General features: G+C 63.7%; 16 protein-coding genes. 3 read left to right on the top strand and 13 right to left on the bottom strand.

From position 1 onward, the window contains the following. The 3 genes from MF134_RS19125 to MF134_RS19115 form a co-directional block, all read right to left on the bottom strand. On the bottom strand, positions 1 to 545 hold a 545-nt coding region (locus MF134_RS19125), incomplete at its 3' end, for a hypothetical protein (RefSeq protein ID WP_255341077.1). A 274-nt stretch (positions 546 to 819) separates the two neighbouring features. Further along, positions 820 to 1,806 carry a LacI family DNA-binding transcriptional regulator gene (locus tag MF134_RS19120; RefSeq protein WP_255341076.1) on the bottom strand — a complete coding sequence of 329 codons (987 nt, stop codon included), beginning with the start codon at positions 1,804 to 1,806 and terminating at the stop codon, positions 820 to 822. A gap of 348 nt (positions 1,807 to 2,154) precedes the next feature. Further along, positions 2,155 to 3,326, bottom strand: a protein-coding gene (locus MF134_RS19115; protein WP_255341075.1) for an IS3 family transposase whose coding sequence is annotated in 2 segments (ribosomal slippage) — positions 2,155 to 3,077 and positions 3,077 to 3,326 — 1,173 coding nt in all. Because the reading frame shifts where the segments join, the coding sequence is not laid out codon by codon here. A 553-nt stretch (positions 3,327 to 3,879) separates the two neighbouring features. Here MF134_RS19115 and MF134_RS19110 point away from each other — a divergent pair. Next, a complete protein-coding gene (locus tag MF134_RS19110; protein WP_255341074.1) occupies positions 3,880 to 5,964 on the top strand; it encodes a recombinase family protein in 2,085 nt (694 codons plus the stop codon). Here MF134_RS19110 and tnpB read toward each other — a convergent pair. Then, on the bottom strand, positions 5,940 to 6,257 hold the full coding sequence (gene tnpB / locus MF134_RS19105; protein WP_255341073.1) for an IS66 family insertion sequence element accessory protein TnpB: 318 nt from the start codon (positions 6,255 to 6,257) through the stop codon (positions 5,940 to 5,942). The two genes, MF134_RS19110 and tnpB, sit on opposite strands and share 25 nt — an antisense overlap. Beyond that, entirely contained in the window at positions 6,254 to 6,691 is a 438-nt protein-coding gene (tnpA, locus tag MF134_RS19100; RefSeq protein WP_255341072.1) for an IS66-like element accessory protein TnpA, read from the bottom strand. Before tnpA ends, tnpB begins: the two co-directional genes overlap by 4 nt. A 279-nt stretch (positions 6,692 to 6,970) precedes the next feature. On the opposite strand from tnpA, the gene MF134_RS19095 reads away from it, so the two are divergent. Both MF134_RS19095 and MF134_RS19090 read left to right on the top strand, forming a co-directional pair. Beyond that, a complete protein-coding gene (locus MF134_RS19095) occupies positions 6,971 to 7,660 on the top strand; it encodes a ParA family protein (protein ID WP_255341071.1) in 690 nt (229 codons plus the stop codon). Beyond that, positions 7,650 to 7,982 carry a hypothetical protein gene (locus MF134_RS19090; RefSeq protein ID WP_255341070.1) on the top strand — a complete coding sequence of 111 codons (333 nt, stop codon included), beginning with the start codon at positions 7,650 to 7,652 and terminating at the stop codon, positions 7,980 to 7,982. Before MF134_RS19095 ends, MF134_RS19090 begins: the two co-directional genes overlap by 11 nt. 261 nt (positions 7,983 to 8,243) lie before the next feature. On the opposite strand, the gene MF134_RS19085 is transcribed toward MF134_RS19090, so the two are convergent. From MF134_RS19085 to MF134_RS19050, 8 genes are all read right to left on the bottom strand, one after another. Next, a complete protein-coding gene (locus MF134_RS19085; protein ID WP_255341069.1) occupies positions 8,244 to 8,384 on the bottom strand; it encodes a hypothetical protein in 141 nt (46 codons plus the stop codon). Between the two features lie 82 nt (positions 8,385 to 8,466). Beyond that, positions 8,467 to 10,866, bottom strand: coding sequence for an AAA family ATPase (locus MF134_RS19080; protein WP_255341068.1), 2,400 nt, complete (start codon positions 10,864 to 10,866; stop codon positions 8,467 to 8,469). Next, positions 10,863 to 11,219 (bottom strand): hypothetical protein, encoded by a 357-nt coding sequence (locus MF134_RS19075; RefSeq protein ID WP_255341067.1) that lies wholly within the window; start codon positions 11,217 to 11,219, stop codon positions 10,863 to 10,865. Before MF134_RS19075 ends, MF134_RS19080 begins: the two co-directional genes overlap by 4 nt. Further along, positions 11,219 to 12,145, bottom strand: coding sequence for a hypothetical protein (locus MF134_RS19070; RefSeq protein ID WP_255341066.1), 927 nt, complete (start codon positions 12,143 to 12,145; stop codon positions 11,219 to 11,221). Before MF134_RS19070 ends, MF134_RS19075 begins: the two co-directional genes overlap by 1 nt. Before the next feature lie 70 nt (positions 12,146 to 12,215). Next, entirely contained in the window at positions 12,216 to 12,464 is a 249-nt protein-coding gene (locus tag MF134_RS19065; RefSeq protein ID WP_255341065.1) for a hypothetical protein, read from the bottom strand. A gap of 90 nt (positions 12,465 to 12,554) precedes the next feature. Further along, positions 12,555 to 12,974, bottom strand: a complete 420-nt coding sequence (locus MF134_RS19060; protein WP_255341064.1) for a hypothetical protein — start codon at positions 12,972 to 12,974, stop codon at positions 12,555 to 12,557. A 228-nt stretch (positions 12,975 to 13,202) separates the two neighbouring features. Next, positions 13,203 to 13,469 (bottom strand): hypothetical protein, encoded by a 267-nt coding sequence (locus MF134_RS19055; RefSeq protein ID WP_255341063.1) that lies wholly within the window; start codon positions 13,467 to 13,469, stop codon positions 13,203 to 13,205. A gap of 37 nt (positions 13,470 to 13,506) precedes the next feature. Beyond that, complete coding sequence (locus tag MF134_RS19050) at positions 13,507 to 14,868, bottom strand: plasmid recombination protein (RefSeq protein ID WP_255341062.1); 1,362 nt, start codon at positions 14,866 to 14,868, stop codon at positions 13,507 to 13,509. Between the last annotated feature and the right edge of the window lie 305 nt (positions 14,869 to 15,173).

The raw sequence follows: 15,173 nt of genomic DNA, 5'->3' as shown, positions 1-15,173 counted from the left end.
ATGGCGCCGATCGCGGTGATGACGAGAAGGCCGGTATAGGGAAAGAACCGCCAGACACAGGCGATGATGAGGCCGCTCCAGGTATAGGAGATGGTCATCGGCTCCGACAGAACCGAGAGCACCTGCACCAGGACATTGTTGAAGAGGCCGTTGCGCGAGAAGAACAGGGTGAGCGCGTAACCGGCGATCAGCACCGGAACCGCGAGGGGAAGGGCGACGAGGAGCCGGATCAACGTGCCGAGTATGGGCGACGAGCGGGCGACATAACCGAGCGGGATGCTGATCGCGATCGACACGAGCATGGTGGCGACGGCGAGCGTCACGGTGCGGAGGAGGGGTCTCGCGGTCTCCGCGCTGGTGAAGAACTCCACATAGCGGGAGAGGGTGAAGCCCGTGTCGCCTTCTAGGCTCGCGGTTGTCGCGAGGCCGAGCGGATAGATGCATAGAAGCACGACGAGGATGATGGCCGGCGCCATGGCGAACGCCAGCTCGCCGCGCCCTGTCCGCGCGAGAAAATCGCCTCCGGCCCGGCCTTTGCCCGACATTCGTCCTCCCGTTCTCCCCATTTATGTTAACGCTAACAGATAGGCTTCAACGGCGCAAGACTCGGATGCTTCGCCGGCTCATTGGCGTAGTCAGACAGCCGGGCAGGGCGCACGGAGCTTGGGCCGATTGGACATCGAAGAGTGGAGCGGGAACGATTGAGGAGATGGACCCGGCGGCCGATCAGGAGCTAACGGTCCGTCGGTTCCGGGGCGATCCGGGAAAACGCCAGGCGGCGCGGGCCTCGCCCTTGCGACCTCTCCCAGAGCCCGGAAATCAGGCCGGGCCAGAGCTCCTCCGGACGATGAGGTCGACGGGAAGAACTGACGACGCGGGCACCGCCTTCGTTCCGGCCTGTACGTCCGGCGCCAGGAGGGCGTCGACCACGTGGCGGCCGATCCCGAAGAAATCCTGGCGGATCGTGGTCAAAGGTGGGGAAAAGAAGGCCGCTTCGGGCACGTCGTCGAAGCCGACCACGGCGATATCCTCCGGCACGCGCCGCCCGCCTTCGCCGAGCGCGAGGAGCAGGCCGAGCGCCATCTGGTCGCTCGCGACGAAGACGGCCGAGACGTCCCGGTCGGCGGCAAGGATGCGACCCGCCTCATAGCCGCTTCGGGCGCTCCAGTCGCCATGGAGAGGCTCGGGAACCCGCCGACCGGCCGATTTCAGCGCCTCCGACCAGCCCTTCATCCGCTCGTTCGAACCGACGCGGCCCGCCGGCCCGCCGACGAAGTGGACCGTGTCGTAGCCCCTGTCGAGAAGATGTCGGGTCGCCTTTCCCGCACCGCCGATCTCGTCGATCGAGACGATCGGCACGGTGCCGAGACGCGGGCCCCAGACCCCGACGAGCGGCAGATCGACGTCGAGGAGCTTTGGATCGAAATCGATCGCGGATTGCGGGCACATCAGCGCGACGCCCGCGACGGACTGCCGATAGAGGCGCAGGAACGCCTCCTTGATCATCGCAGCGTCGAGCGAACTGATCGACACGATATTGACCGAATGGCTGAGTTCCCGGGCGCGCATTTCAATGCCGATCAGCGCGGCGGCGGGTCCATAAAGTGTCGTCTCGTAACAGATGACGCCGATGGTCTGGGTACGGCCTTTGGCGAGAGCGCGGGCGGAAGCATTGGGCACATAGGTCAAGGCCTCCATCGCCTCGACAACCTTCAGCCGCGTCTCCGCCTTGACGTAGGGATGTCCGTTGACGACCCGCGAGACTGTCTGATGGGAGACACCAGCGAGTTTCGCGACGTCGTGCAATCGCGGCTGCCACCTGGAATCGGACGGCACGGTCGCTGCGTCTTCAGTCTTTCGGGTCGGCGGCACAGTCGAATAGCCTCGGGAACAGGGAAAGCGTCTCCGATCTTATGCGGCCTCTCTTTCAAATTGAAGCGGATGACAGCTTGGGACCTGAGGCGGATGCCGTCGTTCCAGGCGTCTCGCGAGCTTTGCTACAGGCCGTGAACGCCCTGCTCGAGGCGATCGGCGCAATTCTGAAGTGAAAGCCCTGTTCGACAACACATGGCCCCGCCTCTTCACGCTCGACGAAGAGGGGCGCATGGCTTGGCGTCACGTCGACGATTGGAGTTCCCCCGGTTCCGTGGACAGTTAGGGGCTTACACTTTTCGATGCGACTTTGACGCTCCTTTCGTATTCGATCGGCGATTTGTAGCCGATGGCCGAATGGCGGCGAGCGGGATTGTACCAGCCCTCGATGAAGCTAAAGACGGCCATGCGCGCCTCGGCTTTGGTCGGGAACTTGCGGCGATCGAGCAGTTCGCATTCGAGCGTGGCAAAGAAGCTCTCGCACATCGCGTTGTCGTAGGCATCGCCTACCGACCCCATCGATGGACGCACACCGGCCTCCTTGCATCTCAGCCCGAAGGCCACGGATGTATATTGCGATCCCTGGTCCGAATGATGAATGACATTCGTCGGATGTCTCTGGGCGAGCGCCATGTTCATCGCATCGACGACCACCTGGGTCTTCAGGTTGTTTGCCATCGACCAGCCGACGATCCGCCTCGAGAAGGCGTCGAGCACGACCGCGAGATAGAGGAAGCCGGCCCAGGTCGGGATGGAGGTGATGTCGGCGACCCAGAGCTGGTTCGGCGCCTCTGCATAGAAGTTACGATCGACGAGATCGCAGGCCGGACGGACGCGGTCATCGCGGATCGTCGTACGTGCCGAGCGGCGGCGGCTCACACCGGCAAGGCCATCGACTTTCATCAGCCGCTCGATCCGCTTGCGACCGACGGCGACGCCACCCTCACGGAGCTCAGCGTGGATCCGTGGCGAACCGTAGGTCTGGTGAGACGCGGTGTGGATTGCCGCGATCCTCTGCGAGAGCGCCGCGTCTTCAACGGCGCGGTTGGAGGGAGAGCGGCTCTGCCAAGCGTAAAAGCCCGAACGCGAGACGCCGAACACCTCGCACATCGATTGGATCGGAAACTGGGCCTGGTTCGCGGTCATGAATTCGAAGACCTGAACGACGTCCCGTCGTTCTGAGCAAACCAGGCCGCGGCCTTTGACAGGATATCGCGCTCCAGCCGCAACTGCTTGTTCTCCTTGCGAAGACGTTGCAGCTCAGCGCGCTCCTTCTCTTCCAGGCCAGCAGCGTTTCCATCGCCGCTAAGGTCGGCCTTGCGGGCCCAGCCATAAATCGTGTGGGCGCAGGGCTCGAATTCCTTGGCCAAATCTTCCGGGCGACGGCCAGCCCGAACCAGCGCAATCATCTGCTCCCGAAACTCCGCTGAATAGGGCGCTCTTGTTCTCGGCATTCGGACACTCTCCTTTGAAAGTCAGATCGTGTCCACAAAACCGGGGGAACTCCACTCCCACGCCTTCGGCGAGAGATTTATCGGCCTCGATGCCCATCAGCTCACAGCTTCGGGCACCCGTGTCGTTCGGGCCTCATGAACGCGGCGCCAGTCCAGACCTTCGAGCGAAGACCTGCAAGAATGCGCCCTCAAGTGAGGCTGACGCTCCCACACCGGAGATCATCAGGGTTCTGGATCCGCACCATCCCCTGTACGGGAAGAGTTTCCGTATATTGGGTCTTTCGACGCGCCAAGGGGGCAATCTGCCGCCCTCCTACGAGGTGGCAAGTGAGCTCGATACTCGGCTCTTCGTTCCGGTCCGCGTGACAGAACTTTCGACCGACATGGAGAATCTGTCGAAGTTGAGCGTTGAAGCTCTGCGAGACCTGATCTCGCTGGCCAACCAACTCGACGATCATGCCAATCGACCCAAAGGACCTCTGGTCAAGGCTTCCCGCTTCCCTGCGGCAGCGGGTCGTCGAGGACGTCGCGGCCGTTTTGGTGGAGATCGGCCATGAAGTCCGAACTGATTTCGGCGACGCATCTCGCTCGCAAGGCTGTCGTTTACATCCGCCAGTCGACACCGGCCCAGGTCATCGCTCATCAGGAAAGCCTGCGTCTTCAATACGCGTTGCGACAACGGGCCGAGGAACTGGGCTGGGGCCGGAACGACATTGACATCATCGACACCGATCTCGGACTGAGTGGATCCTCCGTCCTGGATCGGCGCGGCTTCCAGGAACTGACGGCTCGCGTCAGCCTGAACGAGGTAGGTCTTGTTTTGTCGGTCGACGTCACCCGCTTGGCCCGCAATTGTTCGGATTGGTATCCACTTCTCGACATCTGCGGTCTGCGGAACTGCCTGATCGCCGATCGCGACGGCGTCTATGATCCCGGTTCGAGCAATGGACGCCTTCTTCTCGGGCTGAAAGGCGCGATCTCCGAACTCGAGCTCCATACGATCCGCGGCCGCCTCACAGCCGGCCTGCTCGCCAAGGCCGAGCGCGGGGACCTCGCACAGATGCTCCCCGTGGGGCTGGTGCGCGAACCTGGCAACGTCGTGGTGAAGGATCCGAACGTCGAAGTCCAGCAGCGGCTGGTCATGCTGTTCGATAGCTTTCTGCGATTGCGCTCGGCCGCCAAGGTCATGCGTTTCTTGAACACGCAGGGTGTCGACCTGCCGCGCCGCGACCGATATGGCGAACTTCATTGGGTCCGCGGAACCGTCGCTGCCGTCACCGCGATCTTGAAGAATCCGGCCTATGCTGGCGCGTTCGTCTTCGGACGCAAGCGCACGGAGCGCGTGCCGGGCAATGGCGGCCGCTCACACAAGTCCACCCGATCCCGCGACCAATGGCGGATCGTCGTGAAGGACCGTTATCCAGCCTATATCGACTGGGCTACTTTCGAGACGATCCAGGCCATCCTCCGCGACAATCGGGCCGATTATATGAAGACCAAGACCAGAGGAGCACCGCGCGATGGGCAGTTGCTGCTGCAGGGGATCGTGTGGTGCGCCCGGTGCGGCCACAAAATGTACGTTCGCTATCAGCATGGAGGCGAATACGTCTGCAACCATCTTCGCACACAGCGGGGAGCGCCGAGTTGTCAGAGCCTTGGTGCCGCCATCGTAGACGAGCCGGTAGCGCAAGCCTTCCTTGTCGCCCTGGCTCCTACCGAAATCGAAGCGCTGTCGAAGGCGCGGCGATGCAGGCAGCAGGCCGATGAGGCTGCGCGCGCTGCCGTTGAACAGCAGGTAACGCGAAAGCGGTACCAAGCATCCTTGGCAGAGCGTCAATATAACAAGGTCGATCCCGACAACCGGTTGGTCGCTGCCGAGCTGGAACGACGCTGGGAAGCTGCACTCGTCGAATTGAGGGCCGCCGAAGAGGCTTTGTCGCGACAATGCGCCGACCTGGCGCCGCTTGCAGTCCTGAGTAGGACCGAGACCGCCCAGGTCATCGCGCTCGCTGGACGGCTGCCGCAGCTTTGGGCCGATCCTCGAACCAGGGATACCGACAGAAAGGCACTGCTACGCTGCCTCGTCGAAAAGATCATTCTCGACCGCGGCGACCACGACACCGCCATGATCCGAATTGTCTGGCGCGGCGGCGAAGTCAGCGAAATCGCCGTCAGGCGCCCGGTCGCGAAGCTGAGCAGCCTGGAACGGGGTGAGGAGATGAAGCGTCGAGCGCTCGAGCTTTCCGGGACGACAATGCCTGACGAAGAGATCGCCGCCGTGTTGACCGCCGAGGGATATCGTTCTCCGAAAACACCGGACAGAGTGACCTCCCACACCGTGCGACGCATCCGCAAGCAAGCCGGATGGCCGGCCCGCAAACCGCAATCGCGCTGGCGTCATGCTCCAGGATCTATCGGCATCGCAGAACTGGCTTTGAGGCTCCGCATCCCCACGAAGTGGCTTTATGTCCAAATCCGTGACGGTCGCATTGCCATCGATCGCCAGGCCAGTGGAGCCTATCTCTTCCACGACTGCGACGCCGTTCTTCAGGCCATCCGTGACCTACGAAGCCATCGGATCGAAAGCGTCGACTTGAGGGGGCATCAGCCTGACTACAAGGAGCATCCACATGGATGATCGAGAAGCGCGGAGAGCTGCGCGGCCGACAGCCGAATGACGCCGTCCGTGATCGCAGGCCATTTGAACGCGCCGTCCTCAAGCCGCTTTGCGACAAGAACCAGTCCCGTACCATCCCAGAAGATCAGCTTGATCCGGTCAGCTCGTTTGGCGCGGAAGACGTAGACCGTTCCGCCGAAAGGATCGGCCGCCATCGTCTCGCGCACCAGCGCGGCGAGACCCTCTGCCCCTTTGCGGAAGTCGACGGGCTTCGTCGCGACCATGACGCGGACGGTGCCGCTCGGCCCGATCACGCACTGCCCTTCAACGCATCGATCACCGCCGCGATCGTTCTGGCGTCAGCACCCTTGGCGATCTTCACCGCGACGCCGTCGATCTCCAGCTCGACCGCCGGGATCGCCTTGCCGGACGAGCGTGACCGTTTCCGCTTCGCGCGAGGCTTCTTCTCAATGGCAGGCGGTTCGATGACCACCGGCACGAATGTCGGTTCGGTCGGGGACACATCGGACTTCGCCAAAGCCGTCTGCCGCAACTTGCGCCGCCAGGTGAAGAGTTGCGAATGGCTCAGCCCGTGACGCCGCGCAACGGCGCAAACGCTCTCCAGGCCGGAATAGCTCTCCGCGACGATCGCCGCCTTCTCTTCGTCGCTCCAGTCGCGCCGCCGACCTGCGCCCGTGAAGACCTCGAACCGCCGAACTGGTTTCGTGCCAGTATCAGCACATGACATCGACATGGCTCCAAGCCTTTCCCTTCGTTCGAAAGGCCCGGAAACTCGCCGGCTACGTCGCGATCAGCAAGGTGGGTGACGGCGATGCTTACGTTGAAGGCCCACTCCCACAAGGGCCGTCAGCGTTCGCTCGATGCGAGCTAGTCGACTGCTAGCAGGAAGATAGCGGCTAGCCAGCTGCTAGCCGGCAGCCTGCCATTTCCTCCCATCGGGCACGCTTCTTACTTTCGTGGAATCGGCCAACGCTCCGAGGATGATTAACCAAGGAGATGAACAGCCATGCCTGTCCTCGCATCCGTTTCATTCAAGGGCGGCTCCGGCAAGAGCTCGATGGTCCTGGCGTTGGCCAGCGCCTTCGCCGATGTCAACGCCCGCGTTCTCATCATCGACGCGGATCCCAATGCGCCGCTCGTGCGCTGGTCGCAGATGGCAGGCCTGCCCGATACGATCCAAGTCATGCCTGCCCTCGATTCCTCTCAACTGGAGAAGGCGGTTCAAGGCGGAAGAGCCTATTTCGACGTCGTCCTGATCGATTCGGAGGGAAGCCGCCGCTCGCTCGGAATGCGATCCGCCATCATGGCCGATGCCGTCCTGGTTCCCTGCCGTCTGTCGGTTCTCGACGCCATTGAGGCGATCGGCGTCGACATTCTCCTGAGGTCGACGAGGGGGCGCACTACCATTCCGCTGGCTTATGTGCTCTCGGCGACCAACATGCTGTCCTGGCGGGAGAGAACGGCTCGGGACGCCCTGGAACAACTCCAGCGAATGCAGCGGCCGGTCCTTCCCGGCCTTCCGGACAGGGCGGCGCATCGCGCTGTCTGGTCCTACGGCGGGACGATCCATTCGCTGGACGACGCCGCCGTGTCGGGTCTGCCGAGCGCGCGAGCCGATGCGGAGGCGCTCGCCTCGGCCGTGCTAACGAAGCTCCTCGATCCGGCCATGCACACGGAGCTGCGTCATGGCCGATGACGGAACATTCAAGCGCACTGGAGATCGGCCTCGCGATACCCGGCTCGATCTTTTTCAGGCGGCACACGCGTCCCTCGGGCCCGAGCTCCACCGGACCGGATTGCCGCCGGCACAGGCAGCCACACAGCAGGCGGGATCGCCCCCACTGCTCGACGGGCGAGCCTTGCGCCGGAAAGGCCGGACAGAGCAGCTGAACATCCGGATCACGCCGGAGCTCAAGGCCGCCTTGATCGGGAAGGCGGCCAATTGTAGGATGACGATTGCCGATGTGGCCATCCTGGCATTGGAGAGCAGCCTCGGAAGCGGAGATACCAAGCGGTAGCCCGCGATCTCTCTGGGGTTCCCGTCCTCCATCAATCTGACGCAGGGCATCCAGCGGAGTACGCCTCAAGCAAGAGTGCCTGCACTATTGAAGATCGTTTCCTGCGGGCACGCCGAGGCGATACAGGCGCGAGAGGGTGCGGCCCCAAGTCAGCGATCGATCGACGTGCCAGATCGGCGAAGTCATCACGGAGCCGGGCCCGCAGTCGGGATGCCCCTCGACATGCCCAGCCATTCTGAATGTCGGCTCGGCCACAAGCCCTCAGCCGGTCAGGAGCGGAGCCGCGGAAAGCTCGGCCTCACTCGGTCCCTGGCCCGCGGCGATGCGGTCAAGATCGTCGGCAAGCGCGCGCAGACGGCGGGTGAGATCGACCGTTACTTGCGGCGGGATACGGGGCAGCATGGATGGCCCTCCTTCACGATTGATAGTTCTGATGCCGACCCGGCGAGATGTCTCGCCCGCCGGGTTGAGGTGGAACTGGGATCTACGCCTGATCAGAGGCTTGCGTGCCGGCAGGTTTGTCCTCGCCGATCAGGACAGAGGTTGGCGACGCGCCTCGCGGGCCCAGATCCCGGCCGGGTGCTTTCCTGTCTTCGGTGCGCTTCACGGCCGGTCGGGCGAACACCTCCTTCATCTCAGCCTCTCGATCCGGGCTCTCCTGGCCGGCATCCCCGAGCTTTGCGTCCGCGGCCCCATCAATGATCGCTAGTACCTCGGACGGCTCCAGCACGCTTCGCCGCAGAAGCGCCTCAGCAAGACGCAGCACCGTGTCCCTTTCGACCATGATGGTCCCTTTGGCGCGGGCATAGGCTGCGTCCAGCATGGCGGAAACCCGCTGCCGCAGACCGGGGTCGGCCCCAAGGCGCGCGAGCGCCATGTCTTGCGCCTCCCACACCAGACCGCCGTCATCCCCAAGCCCCAGCCCGGTCTCGATCGAGAGAGCGAGCATCGTGGCGCGGGCCAAGTCGCTTTCCTTGCTCCCGCCCGCTCCTGCGCTCGGGGCGCCCAGGATCGCTTCCTCGGCAGCTCGCCCGGCCATCAGCATGATCACGTGCCGCCCGAGATCTTCCTTCGATGGGAAGGCAGTGCTCTCCCCGCCACCCATCAGGGTGTAGCCACCATGCGGCTGATCGATCGCCAGTGTGATCTCTCTGGCTCCGGTCTCGCGCATGGCGACGATGGCGTGACCGGCCTCGTGCACCGCCTCGACGCTCCGCGCCTCTTCCGGTCGGCGGGGCCGTTCCTCGGCAATTGCTGTCGCCAGATCGTCAATTGTGATTTGCCGATCGGCCCGTCGGGCCAGACGATCGGCGCGTCGTACATAGGCCGCTAAATCGGCACCCGTCGCGCCGAGGCAAAGGCGCGCAATACCTCGCAGGTCCTCTCCGGACAGAGCGCCGTCCAGATGCGTGCGCAGGATCTGCTCGAGCGCGGGGATATCGGGCAGGGGAATCGTGATGTGCCGATCCAAACGGCCGGAACGCCGCAGGGCTGGATCAATACGCTCAGGATGATTTGTCGCACCAACCAGAACGACACCCTCGCCAGAACAGACGCCATCAACGAGCTCCAACATGCCGTTCACGACCTGTTCCCAGTATTCGACATGGTCGCCGCTCAGGTGATCGCGCCGGCCGATGCCGTCTGCCTCGTCCAGGAAGAGGATAGCCGGCGACTTCGCCCAGGCTTCCTCGAAGGTTTTCCTCATCCGACCCAAGACAGTGCCAAGATGGCCATCACCTTGCTGCCACTGCGCTACCGACGAAGCGATCAGCGGCACGCCGCAGGTCTCGGCAAGCGCCTTGGCAAAGGTTGTTTTGCCGGTGCCGGGCGGGCCCGACAGAAGCAGACCGTGATCGATCGCGCTCCAAGCGATGCGACCAGCCTTCCAGTCGGAGAGATCTCGGGCGAGGTCGAGACCCCAGGCGCGAGCCGGACCGTAGCCGGCGAGTTCTTCCAGGCGCGGCCCGGCCGGGTTTTTCTCGCCGGAGCCGAGCCGAGCCGCCGCCAGCCGCTTTAGGCTCGCGACGGCCTGTGTCGCCGAGACGCCCGGCCGGGCTGCGAGTGCCAGATCGGTCAAGGTCAGGACCTTCGCCTGCCCGGCGGAAAGCCGGTGGACACGGCGTGTGTTCAGCATATTGCGCAGGGTCGAGCGAATGATGTCCGGATCGAGTTCAGTTAGGCTCACGTCCACTTCGGCATAGGGAAGTGCCGCATCGGCGAGATCGCTCTTGCCTCGACCGGCGATGACGATCACCGGGGCAGCGCAGGCGAGCGCCGAGGCGATCAGAACGGACGGACCATTTCTTTCCGCCTTGCGGCCCGGCTTGGCGGCCTCCTCCTCCAGAATGATCACCGCGGTCCGAGCGTTTCGGCGGTAGAGCCCGCGCAGATCCGCGTTGCGGAACGCCTGATGGCGATCGGGCGAGAGTACACCGCCGCTGGCGAGACGCGCCATGCGCTCGGCAATCGCCGCGGGCTCGGCTGTGCGTAGCAGAAGCACGGGAGCGCCGCAGGCGAGCCGGTCCAGAACGTCGGGCGCCGCCAAGGCGCGGCCGAGCAGCAGCGCTAGGGCGATGTCGTCCGCCGCAGGAGGGGGCACGGCTGGCGCCGGTTGAGGATCGCTGCTTCCGGAAGCGACGGGCCCATCCAGCAGGCCGTCGTCGTCCTCATAGGAGGCAGCGTTTGGGAGCGCGGCTTTTTTGGCCCGGCACGCCCACAGGCGCCTGACTAGCTCGCGTCCGGTGGGCGTCATCGCCGGGCCGGTCTTCGGCAGCGCGGGCGCCGGCTTGGAGCGGGCCTGCTTCTTCGACGCGCGTGGCTCCCCGAGCCCGCGCGTATCGTCGGTCTGCTTCGGATGTTTGGGAACCGGGTGCTTCGTCATGACAATCTCCTGTCGGTGAAGGAATTGATGGACTGCGGGCTTCCGATCATGGCGGCCAGGCCGGCAGCTGGCGGACTGGAGTCCGGCAGTCGGTGCTGGCGGGTGAGAAGGAAGTTGGCGACCACCTGGGCGGCGGCATCACCGCTGGCAAGCATGCGGGGGATGAGCCTGTCCGCCGTGGCGACGTCCAACCGGCCGGAGCGATGCGCACGTAGGGCATAGGCGATCAGCAGGACGGGAGGTGTGGGAATGACAAGAACCGCCTCAGCCGGTTCACTCTTTTCGGGTTGGGCCGGCTCGCAGCACGAGGCGCGCCTGCCGGAGCGGGGCGGGTGCAGGAGGATGATGGTCATTAGCGGACCCTCCTGAAGACGGAGGCCGCCCCACCAGCGGCCATGGACCGCCGTTCGGCCGGGCCGATAAGTCGCGCCGGCAAGGCGACGGTCGGGGAGTCGCTCGATTCCTGCCCCACAACGGCGCTTTCCGATTTCGTCTCATGCGCCGGCGGCCGCGAAAGGGCGACGATCGAAGCCGCCAGCGGCCCAAGCTGGGCGGCAAGCGTTCTGCCGAGGATCGTATCGAAGGCGTCGAGGGTCGCTCGAACCGGCACCCCAAAATGGGCATTTAGGTCGTCTGGGCCGATCGTGCGGGTGGGATCGGCGCCGGTGCGCCCGTATCGGTCGATGATGCCGTAAGAGACGGTAGCGACATCATGACCAATTCCACGCAGGGCGCTCGCTCCGGTGAGCGCCGACCCGCGCAGCAATGCCAGGACACCCTTGCATGAGGAGAGGGCGGCCGCGCCCCTCTTGGCGTCGTAGAGCATGGCGTGTCGGCACTCCTTCTCGATCACCACCAGATCGACGATGAAGCGCCGGTCGGTCGCCTCCTCGTGCGAGAGAAGAAGGGGATGATCGGTCGCATTTTGCCGGACGATATCAGCGGCCGTCCGAGTGATCGGCATTTCCACCTCCCGAAGGACAACGAGGCGCTCGTCCATTTTGAGTACTTCCGCAATAACGGCAGGAATCACCTGACCGGCCCGGGTAGTAATGGAGCGGGTGATCGAGCCGATCGTGGAGAAGGCTCCGAGAACAGCATCCTCGGGCAGTGCCTCGGCGGCGCGCACCGCCTCGGAGACGATGCGGGTGGCCTCACTTTCGAGGAAGGACTCAAGAGCGCTCCGAGATGAAGCGGTCCCCGAGTGGTTGGTGTCGCCCGAGCACGCGGGCTTTTGAATACTGGGCATAATGCGTCTCCATGCCCGGCCGAAGGCCAAGTCAAAGTGAAAGGAATCGGAGTGATGCGTCGCTGAAGACTGGACGCGCGCAGGTTCCTCGGGACGAAGATCAGCGGCGGCCGACGAGCGTCCCGGTGGCGTCCGGGATGGCCTCCATGAGCCAGACCGTTACGAGCCGAGCAACGAGATCGCTTTCGACAGGAGGGACTCTCGGCGTGGTGGCCTCGGCGGCCGGGAAGGCCAGAGAGATCGCCTTCTCCACGATACGGTTGGCATTCGTGACAAGGACGGGAGCAGTCGCTAGCGTTGAGGTGCGGCAGTCGCCGCCGTCAGTCGTGGTCTTGCTGCGTACCGGCATACAGCCTCCTCCCCAGCGCCCAGGCCAGGTTGCGGAATCGGATATGCCGTCAGCATGGGCCCGCGAAATGCGGGCCCATGCTGACGGCGCCTAACGCGGCAAAGTCACGATCATGCCCACGCGCGAAGGCTGGAGATTGACGACGCCGATCGCGGCGAGCTTTTCGAGGAAAACTTCGTCGATCAAACCGTCCCGGTGGACCAGCCCGTCCGCCGGCACAACCAGGCACTCGATTTCCGTAAGCAGCGCCATGAACCGGCGGATGAGCCGGAGATCGGACCGCCGGAACACAGGGCCGAAGGTCCGCCGCTTGCTCTGGCTGTGCCCGGGGTCGTTGGCGGCGGAAGCGGCGCTCGTCGCGGGCTCGGTGCGCAAGGCGACGGCCGACGTGCCCATCTGCGGGAAAACCAAGGTTGCGGGCTCGTGGCCGGGCCGGCGGTGGATGTTGGTCAGGAAATCAAGACGGGGCTTGCACGAATCCGTCGCGCGCGCCATCAGGGGCGTAACCATGGCAATCTCTCCTAGCGAGTTGCTGTGGCCAGGCTGCTGGAGTAGGTTGGCGCCTCTCCGGTGGCCGCCCATGGCGCCCACCTGCAATCTGACTCTATCGCCGCCGGGCCAGTCCCGAGCGGTGTCTTCAATGTAAGCCTAAAAGCTTCTCAAGCTACTAACGCTCACCCAAATACAGCAATCGTGGTTAACGGCCAGTCTTTCTTAGACCTAGCTTAGCGAGAAGCGTCACGAAGGAGAGAAGCACAATTCCGCTTGCTCGGGGCGGAGGTGAAGGCCTTCGCCGACGGTCAAGAGAGGCTTGAGCGTTTGTGCCGTCCCGTCGGGATCGATGCCCCGGGCGGATTGATAAACGCCAACGTCGAGGTGATCTGCCGAAAGCATCGCACGCCTTGATCCGCCGGGTTCTGCGGCGGGCCTCGGAACATGGTGATCCTCAAGGCCGAGCGGGTGATCCCAGGAGGCAAACCCGGCCGCTTGCTTCTTCGGCTTCATGGCGGCGATTTTGACGATCGGACAAGAGGAATGCGGCCTAACCCGGTCGAGCCAATCCATGCGTAGGAAAGCGGGTCCGCTCCTGCCATCTGGTGATCAGCGTGCCGATGTCAGATTGGTGGTCGAGGGTGATCTTGAGCGCGGTGACGACGTCGCGAAGGGTCTGCGCTTCGTCCGATGTATCCATCTCTAGGATGGCGTGCGATACCGCGAGCCCGTCGTGAATGACCCGCGCCAGTTCCTTCAAGCGCCGATCCATCTGGATGAACTTTTCTTCCGCGGCTTTGCGGTCCTTTTCCAGTGACTTCGATCGCTCGGACAGACGTCCTCGCGAAGTCCTTTCAGATATCTCACGTCTGGAAAGCTCCTGCTCGCGCACCTTGAGGGTTTCAGCCAACGCCTCATCCTCTGCTTCCCGGCTGACAATCGCCGCTTCGCGATCTGCCAGTTCCATCTGCCATTGCTCCAGTTTGATGCGCTTTCCTCTCATCTCCTCCTCGAACGCAGCGCGCTCGGCATTCAGGGTTGCCTTCCTTGAAGTGAGCTCCGATTTCTCCCGCTCGTGACGACGGTAAACTACGGGCTTCAAATGCCGTGCTGCTGTGATTTCGCTCGGAATCCCGCGTCGAAGACCGAGCGGGGCGCAAACCTCGCCGATCCAGTCCTGCAGGGCGCTCAGCTGATGGCGCTTGCCGAAGTGGTGGCGGGTGCTCACGCAGGTCTTTGTCGTATGCTTTGTCCGCTTCTCGTAGAACGGGACGATGAAGACGCTGAGGTGCGGAGTCATTTCATCGAGATCAAGCCGCCAGCATGCGATCTTCCATCCCTGTCGTTCTGACACGGCGAGAAGGATCGTCATCGCCCAGATATGGATGCGCTCCGGATTGATCCTGCCCATGGTCTCAAACGTCTTCTCTCCGGCTCTTTCGCGCACGGCGCACCAGCGCTCCACAAGGCCGGCAGGCAACGGCTCTTCGCCACCCTCCTTGCGCTCCTCGTCCAGCCATCGATGACGCCACCCGGCGTTCCGGCACAGGGAGTGGTACCGCGTTTGCAGCGCCAGCACCTCCTCTGGAGCGAGCAGAGCTGGAAGGCTCACGTCGAAAAAGCCGGGCGATACGGTGAAAAGAAGTTCCGAACCGATCATCGCGTTTTTCGGCCGCGACGCACCAAGCTGGACTGCCGTCTCGATGAGGCAACTGCCGACATCGAAGGCGGAAATTGCCATCTCCTTCGCGTTAAGCCTCGGACCTCCGGCGAGAACCAGCGCGGAGCGGTCCTGATCGCAGTGCCGAAGGTCGTAAGCGCCCTGCCGTCGCCCATGCATGGAACAGTGACCTGCATGTGCACGGTCGCGAACCGGTTCATGTCGGCAGGAAACAAAAAGCAGATAGCTCACGGATCGGGTCCTTGATTGGTCGCGATCCATTTTCGCTGCGAACTCGAAAGTGACACGCGAAAAGTCGTCCTCTCCGGAGGAAGGATCCGCGAAAAAGCGCAAGTATGTTTAGGCGTTTTTTGCGGAGGCGCTCGCAGGAGCCCTTGGCGATCCTTCAGCGGGCGACGTCAACAGCGTCTTTCAGGCCATACGCCAGCATCCTGGCCCATTCGGCCACTTGGCCCCGATGTTAAACTGGGCAAGCGGGCGACAATGCGCTGCTGCCGCTTGTCTGGCGGCCTCCGCTTAATCGGCCAAAGGCACGC

The organism is Jiella marina, assembly GCF_024359545.1.
Lineage (GTDB): Bacteria > Pseudomonadota > Alphaproteobacteria > Rhizobiales > Rhizobiaceae > Jiella.
Note: the sequence above shows the minus strand (reverse complement) of the source record. Positions and strands in the feature narration are given on the sequence as shown.